We start from the raw sequence: 17,730 nt of genomic DNA, 5'->3' as shown, positions 1-17,730 counted from the left end.
CCATCATGACCACCACGTTCCCCGCCGCGGGGATGAGCGACGGCGCTCCCGCCCCGGGCACGCGGTTCGACGACGGCCTGCCGCGCGCTCGCGCCTCGGCGATGGGCGTCGACGCGGGCGCGATCGCGGCCTGGCTCGACGATGTCGAGCAGGCCGGCCTCGACCTGCACGCCTTCATGCTGCATCGGCACGGCCATGTGATCGCCGAGGGCTGGCGCTGGCCTTATCGCGCCGACCGCTTGCGCAACCTGCATTCGGTGGCCAAGAGCTTCACGGCCTGCGCGATCGCCTTCGCGATCGAGGAGGGGCGGCTCAGGCTCGAGGACCGGCTCGGCGACTTCTTCGCCGAGGCGCCGCCGGCCCCGCATCCGGCCGCCGCGATGACGGTGGCCGACCTGCTGACGATGCGCACCGGCCATGCCGGCGAAACCTCGGGGGCGGTCTGGCGGCGGATGTCGAGCAGCTGGATCGAGGCCTTCTTCGCGATTCCGGTGGACACGCCGCCGGGTTCGAACTTCGTCTATACCAGCGCGGCCAGCTACATGCTGTCGGCGCTCGTCAGCCGCGTGACCGGCGAGACCATGCACGAGTACCTGAGGCCGCGTCTGTTCGCGCCGCTCGGCATCGGCGGCGAAACCTGGGATATCGGCACCGACGGCATCAATCCGGGCGGCAACGGCCTGTGGGCGCATACGGCCGACCTGCTCAAGCTCGGCATCCTGCATGCGCAGGGCGGCGTCTGGGAAGGGCGGCGCGTGCTGCCCGAAGCCTGGGTGGCCGAGGCCACGCGCGCGCAGGAAGCCTCGAATCGCTACGGTTATCACTGGTGGGTGCACGACGGCGGCAGCTACAGCGCGATCGGCAAGTTCGTGCAACTGGTGCGCGTGTTCCCGGAAGCCGGCGTGACGCTGGCCGTGACCAGCGCGATCAAGGGCAGCAAGCGCCTGATGCCGCTGATCGAATGGCATCTGCCGGCCGCGTTCCGCGATGCGCCCTTCGGCGGCGCGGCGGCCGATGCCGCGCTCGACGCGGCGCTCGCGCGCTGGCAGTCGCCCGAGGCGGCTTCGCCGTGGCAGCGGGCCTTCGAGGATACGCAGGCCGAGCGGCCGGGTGCGCCGGCCGTCGGCGAATGGCGTTTCGCGCTCGATCCGAACGAGGGCGACGCGAGCGAGCTGCGGTTGCTGTTCGCCGGGGGGCGCTGCGAGTGCCGGCTGGTCGACGGCGAGGGCGAGCATGTCGTGACGGCCGGGCTCGGCCGCTGGATCGAATCGACCACCGACATGCCCGGCGCCGACCTGCATCACGGCTATCGCTTCCAGGACAGCCCGGTGGTGGCGCGCGCGGGCTGGGTCGATGAGGCCACGCTGAGGATGGTCTGGCTCTATCCCGAGACGGCCTTCCGCGACCTGGTGGAATGCGAGTTCGACGGCGAGCGCGTGACGCTGCGGCGCTCGGTCAACATCAATAGCGGCGCGCTCGCGCTGAAGGACCTGAGCGGCCGTCGCGCGGCGTCCTGAGCGAGCGGCTGCCGAAAGCAGAAGGGCAAGCACCGGTTTCCCGGCGCTTGCCCTTTTTTGTTTCATCATGTCCGCAGCCGATACGGCACGACCCTGCCATGACGGTCGACCCGTCGGATGTCGTGACGCCTGGCCTCCTGTTCTCTATAACCCCCTGGACGAAAGATTGCCTCCACGTTCCGCCGTCGCCTGATGAATTCGCCCGGCATATGCCTTATGGCATGCCTGTCCAGATGGTCATGAAGCTGACAGACCACAAGACCGCGGCGATGCTTATGCATTATGTTCAGACCGAGGGCAACGCGGCGCGGGACCCAGCCGAGCGGCTGACGAGCCGGCCGCTGGCAAGCACGGGACATCCCATTCCATGGAGGCAGCAGCATGACAAGGAAGGTGCGTGCGGCGGCGCGGAAGCCCGCCGCTTTGCCGTCGGGCTATGCCGGCATTCACGGCGGCATCGTGGAACTGCTTAATGGTGCGCGCCGGGCCGCGGCGCGCAGTGTCAATGCGCTGATGACGGCCAGTTATTGGGAGATTGGCCGCCGGATCGTCGAAGCCGAGCAGAAAGGCAAGCGCCGGGCCGGTTATGGCGAGCAGTTGATGGCGCGACTATCCACCGATCTGACTGCCCGCTTCGGGCGTGGGTTCAGCCCGGACAACCTGGAGAACATGCGGCGTTTCTTCCTCACATACCCCGCGGCCGCAATTCCCGAGACACCGTCTCGGAAATCCGGGAAAGGACCGCGCGCAGAAAAATCCGAGACAGCGTCTCGGAAATTCCACCTCTCCGAACTGGCCCAGGTTTTCGCACTTCCTTGGTCGGCCTATGTTCGGCTGCTGTCGGTCAAGGATGACCATGCCAGGCATTTCTACGAGGTCGAGGCGTTGCGCAGTGGCTGGAGCGTGCGCCAGCTCGACCGTCAGATCGGAAGTCAGTTCTACGAACGCACGGCCTTGTCCAAGGACAAGGCCGCGATGCTGGCCAAGGCAGCCGTGGCCAGGCCCGAGGATGTCGTCGTGCCCGGCGACGCGATCAAGGACCCGTATGTGCTGGAGTTCCTCGACCTCAAGGACGAGTATTCGGAGTCTGATCTGGAAGCGGCGTTGATCCGGAGACTGGAGGACTTCCTGCTGGAGTTGGGAGAAGGATTTTCCTTCGTAGGTCGGCAACGTCGGTTGCGCATCGATCAGACCTGGTATCGAGTGGACCTGTTGCTCTTCCACCGCAAGCTGCGCTGCCTGGTCATCGTGGACCTGAAACTGGGCAGCCTGACCCATGCCGATGTGGGGCAGATGCACATGTACTGCAATTACGCCAAGGAGCATTGGGCCTATCCGGGCGAGAGCCCGCCAGTGGGGCTGATTCTCTGCGCCGACAAGGGCCATGCCCTGGCGCGGTATGCGCTGGATGGCCTGCCGACCAAGATCATGGCAGCCAACTACCGGACGGTGCTGCCGAATGCAGCGTTGCTGCAAAAAGAGCTGGAGAACACACGACGCCTGCTCGAATCCCGCGGAACGCCGCCTTTCAAGAACGACAAGCCGTAGCCGTATCTCAGGGCATTCCGCCGTCTAGCCGAGCTTTGGCTCGTGTCGACCGCGCGGAACAGCCGAAAGGCTGCGCACCGAATTCGGGAGTCCGGCACGGTGTGAACAGCAACCGCTCTTTTCTCAGGACTCCCCACGCACCGGCACCCCGGTCACGATGGTGGCGACCGCCACCACCAGCACCACGGCGGCGGCCACGAACACGCCGGTCGCGCCGTGAGTGTCGAACACCACGCCGCCGGCCGCCGCGCCCAGCGAGATGGCGAGCTGGATGGCCGCCACGATCAGGCCGCCGGCGCTCTCGGCCTCGTCGGGCACCACCCGCGTGACCCAGGTCGACCAGGCCACCGGCACGCCGCCGAAGGCCGCGCCCCACAAGGCCACCAGCACGGCGTCCAGCGCGGTGAGCTTGCCGAACAGCGCCAGCGCCGCGCCCAGCACCACCATCAGCGCCGGCATCGCGATCATCATCGGCCGCAGCCCGCGCTCGAGCGCGCGGCCCGCCACCGGCGTGAACAGGAAGTTGGCCACGCCGTAGCCGAGCAGGATCGCGGACAGCGCGTTCACGCCCACCCCGGCCACGTCCTCCAGGAAGGGGCGCAGGTAGGTGAAGAAGGCGAAGTGGCCGGTAAACACCAGGGTCACCGCGAACATGCCGATGCCCACCGTCGGGCGGCGCAGCACGTCGAGCAGGGTGCGCAGGCGCGTGGTGCCGCTCGGTGCCATCGAGGGCAGGGTGGCGAATTGCGCGGCCAGGGCCAGCGCGCCGATCGCGGCGGCCGCGTAGAACACGTTGCGCCAGCCGATCAGGTGACCGAAGTAGCTGCCGAGCGGCGCGGCGGCGATGGTCGCCACGGCCACCCCGCTGAAGATGATCGACAGCGCGCGCGGCACCATCGCGGCCGGCACCAGCCGCATCGCGGTGGCCGCCGACATGGTCCAGAAGCCGCCCAGCGCGATGCCGAGCAGCACGCGGCCGAGCAGGATCGCCAGGAAGCTGCCGGCCGAGGCCACCAGCAGGTTGGAGATCACGAGCAGCACCGAGAAGGTCAGCAGCACGCGGCGCCGGTCGATGCCGCGCGTGAGGACCGCGATCAGCAGGCTGGTGACCAGCGCCACCGCGGCGGTGACGGTCACCGCCTGGCCGGCGGTGCCCTCGGTGATGCCGAGGCTGGCGGCCAGCGGCGTGAGCAGGCTGGCGGGCAGGAATTCCGCGGTGACCAGCCCGAACACGCCCAGCGCCAGGGCGTAGACGGCGCTCCAGGAGGCGCGTTCGACCGGGATCACGGTCGCGGAGGAGGTCGGGGTGCCGATGTCCATGTTCTTGATGAGGCTTCCGGTTAGGGTTTACGACAGGCGCACAGATTACGGGCCGGCAGCCTGACGGTCTATGACATACAATCCGCAAAACTTGATCGTTCGTCCGGAAATCATGCCCGACCTTTCGAAATTCGACCCCGATTCCCACGATCTGGTCAGCGAACTGCTGCTGGGGATGCGCCTGAAGGGCGTGCAGTACCGCCGGATCCACGTCGCGCCGCCGTTCGGGTTGCGCTTCCAGAACCCGCCCGAGTGCGGGGTGTTCTACTTCGTGGCGCGCGGCTCGATGCTGCTGCGTGACGGGAGCGACGCGGGCGGCGGCGCGCTCATGGAGCTGAAGGCCGGCGACGCGGTGCTGATGCCGCGCGGCGGCGAGCATGCGCTGCTGTCGGCGCCCGGGGTGGGCTGCACCTCGCTGGCCGATCTCGACGCGACGCGCATCTGCGAGTCGATCGCAGCGATCAACGCGATGCACGGCGGCCGGCTCGAGAAGGGCGAGATCAGCGACGACGTGCTGATCTTCTGCGGCTGCATGGAGCTGGACCTGGGCGGCATGCAGCCGCTGGTGGCCTCGATGCCCGGGATCATGCACGTGGGCACCTTGCTCGAGCGCTACCCGGAGCTGCGCGCGATGCTCGACGCGATGGAGCGCGAGTCCTGCTCGGAGCGCGCCGGTTACGCGGCGGTGCTGGCGCGGCTGGCCGACGTGGTGGCCGCCTTCATCGTGCGCGGCTGGGTGGAGTGCGGCTGCGGCGACGCGGCCGGCTGGGTGCAGGCGCTGCGCGATCCGCGCCTGGGCCGCGCGCTGGTGGCCCTGCATCGCGAGCCGGGCCGCAACTGGACCGTCGCCGAGCTGGCCGCCGAGGCCGGCAATTCGCGCTCGGTGTTCGCCGAGCGTTTCCTGGCCGCCACCGGCATGACGCCGCTGCGCTACCTGACCGAGCTGCGCATGCGGCTGGCCGCGCAATGGATCGCGCGCGACCGCGAGCCGATCGAGGCGGTGTCCTACCGGCTCGGCTACGGCTCGCTGGCCGCCTTCAGCCGTGCCTTCAAGCGCACCATCGGGCAGCCGCCGGGGGCGTTGCGCGCCCAGGGCGAGGGCTTGGGCGGCTGAGGGGGCGGTTTCGGCCCGGCTTTGCCTCGCGCTTCCGCCTTGCGCCGCTGCTTCGTGCTCCTGCCTTTCCGTCCCGCCAGCGCGACGCGCTTCGCCGCCGGCTTCCTGGCCGCCTGCTGACCACCCGCTGACAAGCCGGCGACGCCCGCGCCGCGCGTGACCGCTTGCCCAGGCGCGCGGCGCCTCGGTATTTTCCCTCGTGTTCCCGTCTCGCCCGCGGGCCGCCTCGCCCCGCAAGCCACGGCCGTCGCGGCTCGCGCGGCAAGCTCGAAAGAATTTTTATCTTTTGAATCAATCGGTGCTTGCTTTCAGCGCGCCGGCCCCGCCATCACACTCCAGACCGACACGAGCCGCACCGCTGCACCGCCGCGCCGCGTGTCGCGCGCCCGGGCCCGCCCCGCGCCGCCACGACACCGAACCATGGAGACATCGATGAATTTCCGCAGGTATCGTTATGTGGTCGCCGGCCTGCTGTTCGCGGCCGGCGCGATCAACTACATGGACCGCGCCGCGCTCGGCATCGTCGCGCCGCTGGTCGGCAAGTCGCTGGACCTCTCGCCCTCGCAGCTAGGCATCGTGTTCAGCGTGTTCTTCGTCGGCTACTCGATCTTCTCCTTCCTCGGCGGTTACCTGTCGGACAAGTGGGGCACGCGGCGCGTGTTCACCTGGGCGATGGCCGTCTGGTCGCTGTTCTGCGCGCTGACGGCGGCCGCCACCGGCTTCGTCTCGCTGCTGGTCTACCGCGTGCTGTTCGGCATCGGCGAAGGGCCGATGAGCTCGAACACCAATCGCACCATCTCGAACTGGTTCCCGCGCCACGAGGCGGCCACCATGATCGGCTTCACCTTCTCGGGGCAGACGCTCGGCAACGCGATCGCCGGGCCGGTGATCGGGCTGGTCGCGCTGGCTTTCGGCTGGCGCATCTCCTTCGTGGTGATCGGCGTGCTCGGGCTGGTGTGGATCACCTGCTGGCGCTGGCTGGTGACCGAGAAGCCGGCCGCCAACCGCCGCGTGGGCGACGACGAGCGGCGCCTGATCGAGGACAGCCGCGCCAGCGCCGAGGTGCGCAATGCCGAGCCGGCCGGCACCACGCTGGGCAGCTACCTGCGCCGGCCCAGCACGCTCGCGCTCGGCGCCGGGCTGTTCGCGGTCAACTACACGCAGTACGTGTTCATCTCCTGGCTGCCGAGCTACCTGACCACCGAGCGGCACCTGGACCTCAAGTCGATGAGCCTGGTCTCGTCGATCCCCTGGATCTGCGGCGCGATCGGCTATTTCGGCGGCGGCCTGGTGGGCGACTTCATCTACCGCCGGATGGACGACCCGATCCTCGCGCGCAAGCTGGTGGCCACCATCCCGCTCGCGCTGTCGGGCGTGGCGGTGCTGCTGATCACCTCGGCCAGCTCGCTGGTCACGGCGGTGGCGCTGATCGGCGCGGCGCTGCTGTTCCTGACCGGCTCCTGCCAGTCGATCTGGGCGATCCAGCACGAGATCCTGCCGCTGCACCGGCAAGGCGGGGTGGGCGGCTTCATCCACTTCCTGAGCAACCTGTCGGGCATCGTCGGGCCCGCGCTGACCGGCTTCCTGATCCAGTACTTCGGCGGCTACAGCAGCGCCTTCCTGTTCGGAGCCCTGATCGATTTCGCCGGCGCGCTGGCGATGGTGCTCTGCATCCGCAACGTGATGTCGATGCGCGTCGCGCACGCGCATTCGGTGGAGTGAGGGCAAGCGCGACGGCCCACCCGCGCCCGACCGGCCTGGCCGGTTTCAGTCGGTCGAGCGTTCGGCGGCCACGCCGAGAAAGGCCTGCACCAGTCGCACGCGCGCCGAGGAGCGGTTCCAGATCAACCCGACCTGGCGCTTCATGAAAGCATGCGGCAGCGACCACTTCGCCAGCGACAGCTCGGTCAGCGGCCGCAGGTTCCAGTCGGGCACCAGCGAGACGCCGAGCTTGCGATCGACCAGCGCGGCGATCGCCGCCAGCCCGTCGAGCTCGCAGCGCTGGTTGGTATGGATGCCGTGCTGGCGCAGGTAGCTGTCGGCGAGCTGGCCGCCCACCACGTTGCGGTCGTAGCGGATGAAGGGCTCGCTGCGCAGCGTGCGATGCGGATCGGTGACGCGCATCGCCGCCGGCGTGAGCAGCACCAGCGCTTCCTCGCGGAAGGTGTGCCAGTCGCAGTTCTTGGGGATGTTGAACAGCGGATGCGCGACCAGGGCCGCGTCGAGGTCGCCGTTGACCACCTTGCGATAGAGGTCGAGCGAGGTGCCCGGCTCCAGGTAGAAATCGATGCCGGGGTGGCGCGCCAGCAGCTCGGCCAGCACGCCGGGGATGAAGGCCGTCATCATGGTGGCCATCCCGCCGAGCCTGAGCTGCCCGGCCAGCGAGGCGCTGTCGGCGAGGTCCGACTTCAGGTCGCGGATATCGTGAAGGATCGCGCGCGAGCGTTCCAGGATCCGCTCGCCGGCCTCGGTGGTGGCCACCGTGCGGCCCGAGCGGCGCACCAGTTGCGCGCCCAGCTCCTGCTCCAGCATCTTGACTCGCTGCGCCACCGCGGCCGGCGTCAGGTCGAGGCGCCGAGCGGCTTCGGCGATCGAGCCGAGTTCGACCACGTAGACGAAGCTCTGCAGGTAGCGGGAGTCCATCGATAAAAATTCTATGCTTTGAAGAAGCCAGAGGATACTTCCTTTGACTATCGGCCGCCATCACACTAACCCTCATGACATTAACCCTGATAGGCGGCCATTCCGGGCCGCCTTCGACGGAGGAGACGAGATGCCGATGATCGAATCGATCGAGGTGTGCGCGGCGGCCGTGCCGCTGGACCGCGTGACCTCATTTGCCACCCGAACCGTCGCGGTTCGCCACTATGGCCTGGTGAAGGTCCGCTCGACCGATGGGGTCGAGGGGATCGGCTTCTGCTACGTCGGCAGCGCGGCCGGCGGCCTGCTGGGCGCGGCCGTCGAGCAACTGCTCGCGCCGCTGCTGATCGGCAAGGATTCCTATGCGAGCGAGGGGCTCTGGCAGGCGATGTACGACGAGGCGCTGCTGCAGGGTCGCGCCGGCACCGTGATGCGGGCGATCAGCATCCTCGACACGGCGCTGTGGGACCTCAATGCGCGCACCCACGGCCTGCCGCTGCACAAGTACCTTGGCGCCAACCAGCTCGACACCGTGCCGGCTTACGCGAGCGGCGGCTACTACCTGGAGGGCAAGACGCCCGGCCATCTCGGCGAGGAAATGGCCGCCTATGTCGAGGCCGGGTTCCGCGCCGTGAAGATGAAGTGCGGGCGGCTCTCGCCGCGCGAGGAAGAGGCGCGCGTGCGGGCCGCGCGCGAGGCGATCGGCCCCGACGTCGAGCTGATGCTCGACATCAACAACGGCTGGACCGACGTGCCCCAGGCACTGCAGTACCTGAACCGGCTCGAGCCCTACGATCCTTATTTCGTCGAGGAGCCGTTCTCGCCCGACGACATCGACAACCACGCGCGCCTGGCCGGCGCCACGCGGATCCCGGTGGTGACCGGCGAGATCGGCTACGGACGCTGGTATCACAAGGCGCTGCTGGAGGCGGGCGCGGCCGCGATCCTGCAGACCGACGCGGCCGTGTGCGGGGGCATCAGCGAATGGCGGCGCATCGCGGCCACCGCGGCCAGCCATGGCGTGCAGATGTGCCCGCACTGGTTCCACGACCTGCACGCGCCGCTGGTGGCGGCCACGCCGAACGCGCGCTACGTGGAGTTCTTCCCCGACGACCAGGTGCTGAACTTCCGCCGTCTGGTGGATACCCAGCTCACGCAGCGCGACGGCCGCGTGATCCTGCACCAGACACCGGGGCTCGGCTTCGGCTTCGACGAGCGCGAGGTCGCGAAGTACGGGCGCTGGACGCGGATTCACTGAGCCTTCGCCAAGCACGCTGCGAACCCAATCCTCGTCATCGATCGAGACCATGATTTCCACCTCGGGCAAGACCATGGCCGGCCCCGTGATCCGGCTGCATCCCGACGACAATGTCGTCATCGCGCGCATCGACATCGGCATCGGCACGCCGCTGCCGATCGGCGACGTGGCCTGCCGCAGCCAGGTGCCGGCAGGCTACAAGATCGCCGCGCGCAGCATTCGCGAGGGCGAGCCGATCCGCAAGTACAACGTGGTGATCGGCTTCGCCGCCGGCGAGATCGCGGCCGGCACCCTGGTGCACAGCCACAACCTGACGTTTCGCGAGTTCGATCGCGACTATGCCTTCGGCGCCGACTACCGCGCCGTCGAGCCGGTGCCCAAGGCCGAGCGCGCCAGCTTCATGGGCATCGTGCGCGAGAACGGGGAGGTCGGCACGCGCAACTACATCGGCGTGCTGGCCACCGTCAATTGCTCGGCCACCGTGGCGCACCGGATCGCCGCGCACTTCACGCCGGAGCGGCTGGCCGACTACCCGAACGTGGACGGCGTGGTGGCCTTCACGCACGGCATCGGCTGCGGCATGGAGATGAGCGGCGAGCCGATGGCCCTGCTCAGGCGCACCATGGCCGGTTATGCGCGTCATGCCAACCTGGCCGCGGCCGTGATCGTCGGGCTCGGTTGCGAGCGCAACCAGCTCGGCGGCCTGCTGGAGCAGGAAGGCCTGCAGCCGAACGCGCGCCTGCATACCTTCGTGATGCAGGAGAACGGCGGCACGCGCGCCACCATCGAATCGGGCATCGCAGCCGTGGCGGCGCTGCTGCCGGAGGCGAACCGCGTCGCGCGCACGGCAGTGCCGGCCAGCGAGCTGCGCGTCGGCCTGCAATGCGGCGGCTCGGACGGGTTTTCCTCGATCACGGCCAACCCGGCGCTGGGCGCCGCGGTCGACCTGCTGGCCAGGCACGGCGGCACCGCGATCCTGTCCGAGACGCCCGAGATCTACGGCGTCGAGCACACGCTCACGCGCCGCGCGGTGAGCCGCGAGGTGGGCGAGCAACTGGTGGAGCGGATCCGCTGGTGGAAGGACAGTTACTCGGTGGGCCGCGACGTGCAGATCAACGGCAAGGTCAGCCCCGGCAACCAGGTCGGCGGTCTCGCCAATATCTTCGAGAAGTCGATCGGCTCCTCGATGAAGGGCGGCACCGGCCCCTTGATGGCGGTCTATCGCTATGCCGAGCCGGTCCGCGCGCGCGGCCTGGTGTTCATGGACACGCCGGGTTTCGATCCGGTCTCGGCCACCGGGCAGATCGCCGGCGGCGCGAACCTGATCGCCTTCACCACCGGGCGCGGCTCGATGTTCGGCGCGAAACCGGTGCCCTCGCTGAAGCTGGCCACCAATACGCCGATGTATCGGCGGCTGCAGGAGGACATGGACCTCAATTGCGGCGGCATCCTCGACGGCACGGCCACCATCGAGAGCTGCGCGCGCGAGATCTTCGACGCGCTGCTGGCGACCGCCTCCGGGCAGCGCACGCGCAGCGAGACCCTGGGCCTGGGCGATCACGAGTTCGTGCCCTGGCAGATCGGCATCATGAGCTGAGAGGAACGGGAACATGAGCAAGGTATTGATCACGGGCGCGGCGGGGCAGATCGGCCGCGTGCTGCGCGAGGGGCTGCGCGGGGCCTATCCGCTGCTGCGGCTGGCCGATATCGCCGAGCAGCAGCCGGCGCGCGAGGGCGAGCAGGTCGTCACGGTCGACATCAACGATCCCGATGCGCTGCTGCGCGCGATGGACGGCATCGACTGCGTGGTGCACCTGGCGGGGATTCCCGACGAGGACAGTTGGGAGCGGATCCGCCGCATGAACATCGAGGGCTGCTACAACGTGTTCGAGGCGGCGCGGCTGGCCGGCGTGAAGCGCCTGATCTTCGCGAGCTCGAACCACGCGGTGGGTTTCCATCGGCGCGATCGCATGATCGACGACCAGGTCCAGCCGCGGCCCGACAGCCGCTACGGCGTGTCCAAGGTGTTCGGCGAGGCGCTCGGGCGCCTCTATGCCGACAAGCACGGGCTCTCGGTGGCCTGCCTGCGAATCGGCTCGTTCCGCCCCGACGACCGGCCCAGCGCGCCGCGCCATCTCTACACCTGGATCAGCCATCGCGACACGGTGCAACTGGTGCGCCGCGCGATCGACCATCCGGATTATCACTTCGTGGTCGTGTACGGCGTGTCGGACAACGCGCGCAACCGCTGGGACAACGCCAATGCGCGCTGGCTCGGCTACCGGCCCGAGGACGATGCCGAGCGCCACGCGGCCGGGATTCTCGCCGGCTCGGCCGCCGAGGACGAACTCGAGGCGCTGTTCCATGGCGGCTTCGGCTGCCGCGTCGAGTACACGGGCGATCCCGACCAGGTTGATTGAGCCGGCGGCGCGGCAGGCATCTTTGTTATCCACCACATGGCCCGAGGGCCGGGAGAACGCAAGCACATGGATCTGGGTTTGAACACGAAGACCGCGCTCGTGATGGGCGGCGGCGGCGGCCTCGGCCGCGCGATCGCGACGGCGCTGGCCGGGGAAGGCGCCAGGCTGGTGCTGGCCGATCTCGACGAGGCGGCCTTGCAGGCATCGAAGCAGGCGGTCGAGGCGATGGGCGCCGAGGTGCTCGCGCTGCACTGGGACCTGTCCGACCTGGCCTCGATCGAGCGCCACGTGGCGGCGATCGAGGCGCGCTTCGGCGGCGTCGACGTGCTCGTCAACAATACCGGCGGCCCGCCGCCGACGCCGGCCTCGGGCCAGCCGAGCGATGCCTGGCGCAAGTATTTCGAGTCGATGGTGCTGTCGGTGATCGCGATTACCGATCGGGTGCTGCCCGGCATGCGCGAGCGCCGCTGGGGCCGCGTGATCACCAGCGCCTCCTCGGGCGTGATCGCGCCGATCCCGAACCTCGGCATGTCCAATGCGCTGCGCGCCTCGCTGCTGGGCTGGTCGAAGACGCTGGCGCGCGAGGTCGCGCGCGACGGCATCACGGCCAATATCGTGGTGCCGGGGCGCATCGCCACCGACCGGATCCGCTTCCTCGACGAGGCCAAGGCGCGCCGCGAAGGGCGGCCGGTGGAGCAGGTGAGCGCCGAGAGCACCGCCTCGATTCCGCTGGGCCGCTACGGCGAGCCGGCCGAGTACGCCGACGTCGTCACCTTCCTGGCCAGCACGCGCGCGGCCTATGTGACGGGCTCGGTGGTGCGCATCGACGGCGGCCTGGTCGCCAGCATCTGAGTCCCGATTCCCGATCGAACCCGGGGCCGCGCGTCGCGAGACGGCGCGGCCTCGCTGCAAGGAGCTGCCATGGCAGACGAGCAAGGCATCATCGACACGCTGTCGTCCGTGACGACCGCCACCCTCACCACCCTGCTGCTGAAGAAGGGCCTGCGCAATGTCTGGATTCGCGGCGCGCAGCCCTTGCGCGAGGGCCAGCCGCGCCTGGTCGGCCGTGCCTTCACGCTACGTTTCGTGCCGGCGCGCGAGGATCTCGCCACGCCGGAATCCTGGTCCTCGCCGCGCTCGACGCGCGCGGCGATCGAGGCCATGCCGGGCGGCTGCATCGCGGTGGTCGACGCGATGGGGATCCGCGACGCCGGCATCTTCGGCGACATCCTCTGCCAGCGCATGCAGCAACGCGGCGTGGCCGCGCTGATCACCGACGGCGTGGTGCGCGACGTGGCCGGCGTGCTCGACACGCAACTGCCGGTATGGTGCAGCGGCGTGGCGGCGCCGCCCTCGGTGGCGGGCCTGACCTTCGTGAACTGGCAGGAGCCGATCGGTTGCGGCGGCGTGGCCGTGTTCCCGAACGACCTGATCGTCGTCGATGCCGACGGCGCGGTGGTGATCCCGGCCGCGCTGGTCGACGAGATCACGGCGGCCGCGGTGGAGCAGGAGCGGCTGGAAGGCTGGATCATCGAGCAGGTGCGCAACGGCGCCTCGCTGCCGGGACTCTATCCGCCGAACGAGGAGAACAAGGCGCGTTACGAGGCGTACAAGCGCGGCCTGTGAGCGGGCGGGCACCGGGCTTGCCCCGGCCTGCCCGCTTGCGTCAGGCCCCGCCCGCGACGATCTCCACCCAGTTCGCGCCTTGGCCGCCGGGATGGCGCGAATGCAGGGCCGGCAGGCCCGAGGCGGCATCGATCAGGTAGAGCGATACCTGGGGCGAATGCTCGCCGCAGGCGACCAGACAGCGCCCGCCCGGATCGATCGCGAAGCCGCGCGGCTGCGTTTCGGTCGACACGGCGCCCGCATGCGCGAGCGTGCCGTCGGCCTCCACGCGCAATACGAACAGCCGGCTGGTGGTGCGCTCCGACAGATAGACGAAACGGCCGTCGGGGCGCACCTGCAGGTCGGCCGCCCAGATCGCGCCGGCCAGCGTGGCGGGATCGGGTTGCGGCTCGGTGGCGGGCGGCCGGGCCTGGCCGTCGCGCATCGCCGCGAGTTCGGGCGGGCGCGTCGTGACGTGGTGGCGGCTGAGCCTGCCGGTGCGCGGGTCGCGCCGGAACACGGCTACCGTAGCGCGGAACTCGCTGAGCACGTGGAGCCAGGCGCCGTCGGGCGAGAAGCGCATGTGGCGCGGGCCGAAGCCCTTGTCGAAGGCCAGCGTGTCGACGATCTCGAGCGGCGCCTCGCGTTCCGCATCGAGCGAGCAGCAGAGCAGGGCGTCGCTGCCCAGCGAGGTGACGTAGACATGGCGGTCGTCGGGCGAGACCAGCACGGCATGGGCGTTGCGAATGCCTTCGAGCGTTTGCAGCGGGCTTGCATCGCCTTCGTCGAGGCGGGCGATGGCGTGCACCACCAACTGGTGGCTGCCGTAGGAGGCGCCGAACAGGAAGCGCCCGGCGCGATCGATCGCCAGCGAGACGTGGCCCGCGCCGACGTCGAGCCGGTAGTCGGTCGCGAGCTGGCCGGTGCCGGGATCGAGCCGGCATCGCGCGATGGCCGGCGGCGTGCTGCGCAGCGCGGCGAACAGCGTGCAGCGATCGGATGCGATCGCCAGCGGCATGAGTTGCGGGCCGAGCGGGTGGTGCCCGGCGGCCTGCATCGAGGGCGCATCGGGGTCGAGGCGGTAGACGCTCAGGTCGGCGCTGATGGAATTCGAAACGATGACGGTCAGGGTCTTCGACATGGAAAGGGCGCAGGGAGGGACGAACGACGGCGCCTCCTCGTGGGTCGATGCAGCAGGGCAGGCGCAGCGGGATGCGCCAGTATCGCGTGGGCGGTGTTCGCCTCCAAGCCGCCGCCGTTTGCTTGAGTCGATAGCGATTCTTGCGTTCCGTGCCGCTCGCCCTGTTTCTGGTGCAGAATCCGGCCTGTCCAATCTGATCCGGGCGCGTTCGCGCGGTCGATCTATTCCGGAAATAGATGGATGCAATCTCCACAATCAATTTCCCGCCGGCGACGAAGGCCTCTACACTCGCCGTTTTCGCAAGTGCCTTCAACGGTTCAGGAGAGACATCCATGACGCAGTATCTGGCTGATTCGAATCGCTACAACGACGCCATGCCCTACCGCAGGGTCGGCCGCAGCGGGATGGTGCTGCCGGCGATCTCGCTCGGTCTCTGGCAGAACTTCGGCGGCGTGGACGTGTTCGAGACGGGCCGCGCGATCCTGCGCCGCGCCTTCGATCGCGGCGTCACGCACTTCGATCTGGCCAACAACTACGGCCCGCCCGCCGGCTCCGCCGAGGAAAACTTCGCACGCTGGCTCGCCGCCGACTTCAAGCCGTATCGCGACGAACTGGTGATCTCGACCAAGGCCGGCTGGGCGATGTGGCCCGGCCCCTACGGCGGCCCGACCGGCACGCGCAAGCACCTGATCGCGAGCTGCGAGCAGAGCCTGCGCCGCATGAAGCTCGATTACGTCGACGTGTTCTATTCGCACCGCGTCGATCCGGATACGCCGCTGGACGAAACCATGGGCGCGCTGGTGCAACTGCACAAGCAGGGCAAGGCGCTCTACGTCGGGATCTCCTCGTATTCGCCGGAACTGACGCGCCAGGCCGCCCAGATCCTCGCATCGGAAGGCGTGCCGCTGTTCATCCACCAGCCGAACTATTCGATGCTGAACCGCGGCATCGAGCACGGCCTGCTGCAGACGCTCGACGAACTCGGCGTGGGCTGCATCGGCTTCTCGCCGCTCGCGCAGGGGCTGCTCAGCTCGAAGTACCTGAAGGAGGTGCCGGCCGACGCGCGTGTCGCGCGCAGCGGCTCGATGAACGCGGGCATGCTGAGCGAGCAGAACCTGGAGCGGATCCGTGCGCTGAACGCGATCGCCGAACGCCGTGGCCAGACGCTCGCGCAGATGGCGATCGCCTGGACGCTGCGCGATGCTCGCGTGTCCTCGACGCTGATCGGCGCGCGCACGGTCGCCCAGCTCGACGATTCGCTCGATGCGGTCAAGCAGCTCTCGTTCACGGCCGAGGAACTGGCCGAGATCGACCGTCATGCGCAGGACGGCAACGTCGATATCTGGAAGGTGTCCTCGGGCATCGGCGCGAACTGATGCGCCTCGGCGGGGCGCGAGCGCGTCCCGCCGCTCATCCCCGCCGCCGCGCCGCAAGGGCGCGGCACCTGGCGCGACGCGATGCAGGCTGCCGCGGGCAGGCGTAACAGCCCGACGGCAAGCCGTCATCAAAAGAAATCTTCATTTTCACGTCCCCCATTCTTCAGACGACGAGCCCGGCGCTTCGTTAGGCTGGTGCCCGATCGGTCCAGCAGGCGCGCCGATCGTCTCGTGTCGATCTCCGCTCACGGAGGTGACGAATTCCCCTATCGGCCGATATCGATGCGGCCGAGGGGCGGTCGTGCGCCGGGCCGCCTCGCATATCGAGGATTCCCGATGAAGAAATTCCTGATCGGCGCGGCCATGGTGCCGCTGCTGGCCGCCGCGGCCAATTTTGTCCACGCTTCGGATGCGCAATTGTCTCGATTGTCGGCACCGGCCGCCGCGCGCGACCAAGTGCAGGCGCAACTGGTGGATGCCTGGCTGCGCGGCGTCAGCGCGGCCGACGAGAAGCAGACCTATCCCTCGCCCCCGGAATACCGCAGGTTCATCTCGATGCGCCGCTGCCACTACGCGCGCCTGCATCCCGACCGTCGCTACACGGGCGTGGTCGCGGCGGATTGCGGCAAGGCGATTTCCTGAAGCCCAGGGTGCTGCGGGGCGGCGCCCCGGTCGTTCATTTGCGCGTGATGCGGTAGACGGCGGCCGGCGGCAGGTTGCGGATCACGCGGCCCACGCAACTGGCCTTCAGGCCCAGCGCGTCGAGCGTGCGGCGCGGGATCGGGCAGCGATACCCGTAGGTGAACTGATGGAAGGCGCCATCCTCGCGCAGGTAGTGGAACGCGCCTTCGAGAATCGCCGCCACTTTCGGCCTGGGCATCGACAGCAGCGGCAGGCCGCTGACCACCGCGCCGACCGATTGCGGCAGCGCCACGCCGAGCGGTGCCAGCGCGGCCGCGTCGCCGATCACGATCTTCGCATCGGGGAAGCGCTCGGCCAGCAGGCTGCCGAAGCGCTCGCTGTTGTCCACCAGGATCAGGTCGCGCTGGGCCAGGCCGCGCTGCAGCAGGGCCCGCGTGAACACGCCGGTGCCGGCGCCCAGTTCCAGCACGGGGCCGTCGATGCCGGTGATGTCGCGCGTGATCAGGCGGCTCAGCGGCTCGCCGGAGGGCGCGATCGCGGCCACGTTCATCGGGTTCTCGAACCACGACCTCAGGAAGAACAACAGGTCGGACGATGCGCTTCGGGTTCGCATGTGACGGACACCTCATGGGAGTGACGCGCGCCGGCCGTGCCGCGAGGCATGGCCGGCGCCGGAACGGAAGAGGGAACGCGACGGCCGGCGCGCATGCGGCGTGCCGGCCATGGAATACAAGGCGATGCGTAGTGTTGCATCGTTTTGGGCGTCGATGCGAGCTTCGTCATGGATGGTTGCAATTTTCCCGGCGAACGGCGCCGGACCTGTCGCTGCCGTCAGCCAATCGACATGAAAGCTTCATCGGCGGTGTTGGGCGGCGCCAGGGGGCAATTCGCGTGCCCGGCCAATAGGCCCATGCTATGACCGGCAAAGCTAATTGGTAGTGGTCGAAACCGCCGAATCCACGTGTAATGGGCCGGTTCAATACAAGCCAGCCTGGGCTGGGAAGGAGCATGCATTGAAGATTCTGGTGCCGGTAAAGAGAGTGGTCGACTACAACGTGAAGGTTCGCGTGAAGTCGGACGGAACGGGCGTCGATATCGCGAACGTGAAGATGTCGATGAACCCGTTCGATGAGATCGCGGTGGAAGAGG

The 17,730-nt window shown here is 68.9% G+C and carries 15 protein-coding genes and 1 pseudogene; 12 read left to right on the top strand and 4 right to left on the bottom strand.

Going from position 1 to position 17,730, the window contains the following annotated elements:
• Positions 1–5 precede the first annotated feature (5 nt).
• A complete protein-coding gene (locus F3J18_RS23060; RefSeq protein ID WP_240154579.1) occupies positions 6–1,517 on the top strand; it encodes a serine hydrolase in 1,512 nt (503 codons plus the stop codon).
• A gap of 381 nt (positions 1,518–1,898) precedes the next feature.
• Positions 1,899–3,065 (top strand): PDDEXK nuclease domain-containing protein, encoded by a 1,167-nt coding sequence (locus tag F3J18_RS23055; RefSeq protein WP_025099811.1) that lies wholly within the window; start codon positions 1,899–1,901, stop codon positions 3,063–3,065.
• A gap of 123 nt (positions 3,066–3,188) precedes the next feature.
• Here F3J18_RS23055 and F3J18_RS23050 read toward each other — a convergent pair whose 3' ends face one another.
• A complete protein-coding gene (locus tag F3J18_RS23050) occupies positions 3,189–4,385 on the bottom strand; it encodes an MFS transporter (RefSeq protein WP_166914425.1) in 1,197 nt (398 codons plus the stop codon).
• A gap of 70 nt (positions 4,386–4,455) precedes the next feature.
• On the opposite strand from F3J18_RS23050, the gene F3J18_RS23045 reads away from it, so the two are divergent.
• Entirely contained in the window at positions 4,456–5,499 is a 1,044-nt protein-coding gene (locus tag F3J18_RS23045; protein ID WP_205195537.1) for an AraC family transcriptional regulator, read from the top strand.
• Between the two features lie 432 nt (positions 5,500–5,931).
• Complete coding sequence (locus F3J18_RS23040) at positions 5,932–7,221, top strand: MFS transporter (RefSeq protein ID WP_166914421.1); 1,290 nt, start codon at positions 5,932–5,934, stop codon at positions 7,219–7,221.
• 45 nt (positions 7,222–7,266) lie between these two features.
• Here F3J18_RS23040 and F3J18_RS23035 read toward each other — a convergent pair whose 3' ends face one another.
• Positions 7,267–8,142 carry a LysR family transcriptional regulator gene (locus tag F3J18_RS23035; RefSeq protein WP_013697652.1) on the bottom strand — a complete coding sequence of 292 codons (876 nt, stop codon included), beginning with the start codon at positions 8,140–8,142 and terminating at the stop codon, positions 7,267–7,269.
• Positions 8,143–8,272: 130 nt separating this feature from the next.
• On the opposite strand from F3J18_RS23035, the gene F3J18_RS23030 reads away from it, so the two are divergent.
• The 5 genes from F3J18_RS23030 to F3J18_RS23010 all read left to right on the top strand — a co-directional run bounded on the left by F3J18_RS23030 (position 8,273) and on the right by F3J18_RS23010 (position 13,443).
• Positions 8,273–9,397, top strand: a complete 1,125-nt coding sequence (locus F3J18_RS23030; RefSeq protein WP_166914419.1) for a mandelate racemase/muconate lactonizing enzyme family protein — start codon at positions 8,273–8,275, stop codon at positions 9,395–9,397.
• 49 nt (positions 9,398–9,446) lie between these two features.
• Positions 9,447–10,994 carry an altronate dehydratase family protein gene (locus tag F3J18_RS23025; RefSeq protein WP_166914417.1) on the top strand — a complete coding sequence of 516 codons (1,548 nt, stop codon included), beginning with the start codon at positions 9,447–9,449 and terminating at the stop codon, positions 10,992–10,994.
• A gap of 13 nt (positions 10,995–11,007) precedes the next feature.
• On the top strand, positions 11,008–11,817 hold the full coding sequence (locus tag F3J18_RS23020; RefSeq protein WP_025102071.1) for an NAD(P)-dependent oxidoreductase: 810 nt from the start codon (positions 11,008–11,010) through the stop codon (positions 11,815–11,817).
• Between the two features lie 66 nt (positions 11,818–11,883).
• Positions 11,884–12,669 (top strand): SDR family oxidoreductase, encoded by a 786-nt coding sequence (locus F3J18_RS23015; protein ID WP_036051880.1) that lies wholly within the window; start codon positions 11,884–11,886, stop codon positions 12,667–12,669.
• Between the two features lie 69 nt (positions 12,670–12,738).
• Entirely contained in the window at positions 12,739–13,443 is a 705-nt protein-coding gene (locus F3J18_RS23010) for a ribonuclease activity regulator RraA (RefSeq protein ID WP_013697657.1), read from the top strand.
• A 40-nt stretch (positions 13,444–13,483) separates the two neighbouring features.
• Here F3J18_RS23010 and F3J18_RS23005 read toward each other — a convergent pair whose 3' ends face one another.
• On the bottom strand, positions 13,484–14,563 hold the full coding sequence (locus F3J18_RS23005; RefSeq protein ID WP_166914415.1) for a beta-propeller fold lactonase family protein: 1,080 nt from the start codon (positions 14,561–14,563) through the stop codon (positions 13,484–13,486).
• 332 nt (positions 14,564–14,895) lie between these two features.
• On the opposite strand from F3J18_RS23005, the gene mgrA reads away from it, so the two are divergent.
• On the top strand, positions 14,896–15,939 hold the full coding sequence (gene mgrA, locus F3J18_RS23000; protein WP_166914414.1) for an L-glyceraldehyde 3-phosphate reductase: 1,044 nt from the start codon (positions 14,896–14,898) through the stop codon (positions 15,937–15,939).
• A 336-nt stretch (positions 15,940–16,275) separates the two neighbouring features.
• Complete coding sequence (locus tag F3J18_RS22995) at positions 16,276–16,581, top strand: hypothetical protein (RefSeq protein WP_017919982.1); 306 nt, start codon at positions 16,276–16,278, stop codon at positions 16,579–16,581.
• A gap of 34 nt (positions 16,582–16,615) precedes the next feature.
• Here F3J18_RS22995 and F3J18_RS22990 read toward each other — a convergent pair whose 3' ends face one another.
• Positions 16,616–17,194, bottom strand: a complete 579-nt coding sequence (locus F3J18_RS22990; RefSeq protein WP_025102066.1) for a methyltransferase domain-containing protein — start codon at positions 17,192–17,194, stop codon at positions 16,616–16,618.
• Between the two features lie 400 nt (positions 17,195–17,594).
• Here F3J18_RS22990 and F3J18_RS22985 point away from each other — a divergent pair.
• A pseudogene (locus F3J18_RS22985) lies at positions 17,595–17,730 on the top strand (electron transfer flavoprotein subunit beta/FixA family protein); the annotation flags it as partial.

Origin of the sequence: Burkholderia sp. Ax-1720 (assembly GCF_011753035.1) — a bacterium.
Classification (GTDB): domain Bacteria; phylum Pseudomonadota; class Gammaproteobacteria; order Burkholderiales; family Burkholderiaceae; genus Burkholderia; species Burkholderia gladioli.
The sequence above is the reverse complement of the archived record's forward strand: the minus strand, read 5'-3'. Positions and strand labels throughout refer to the sequence as shown.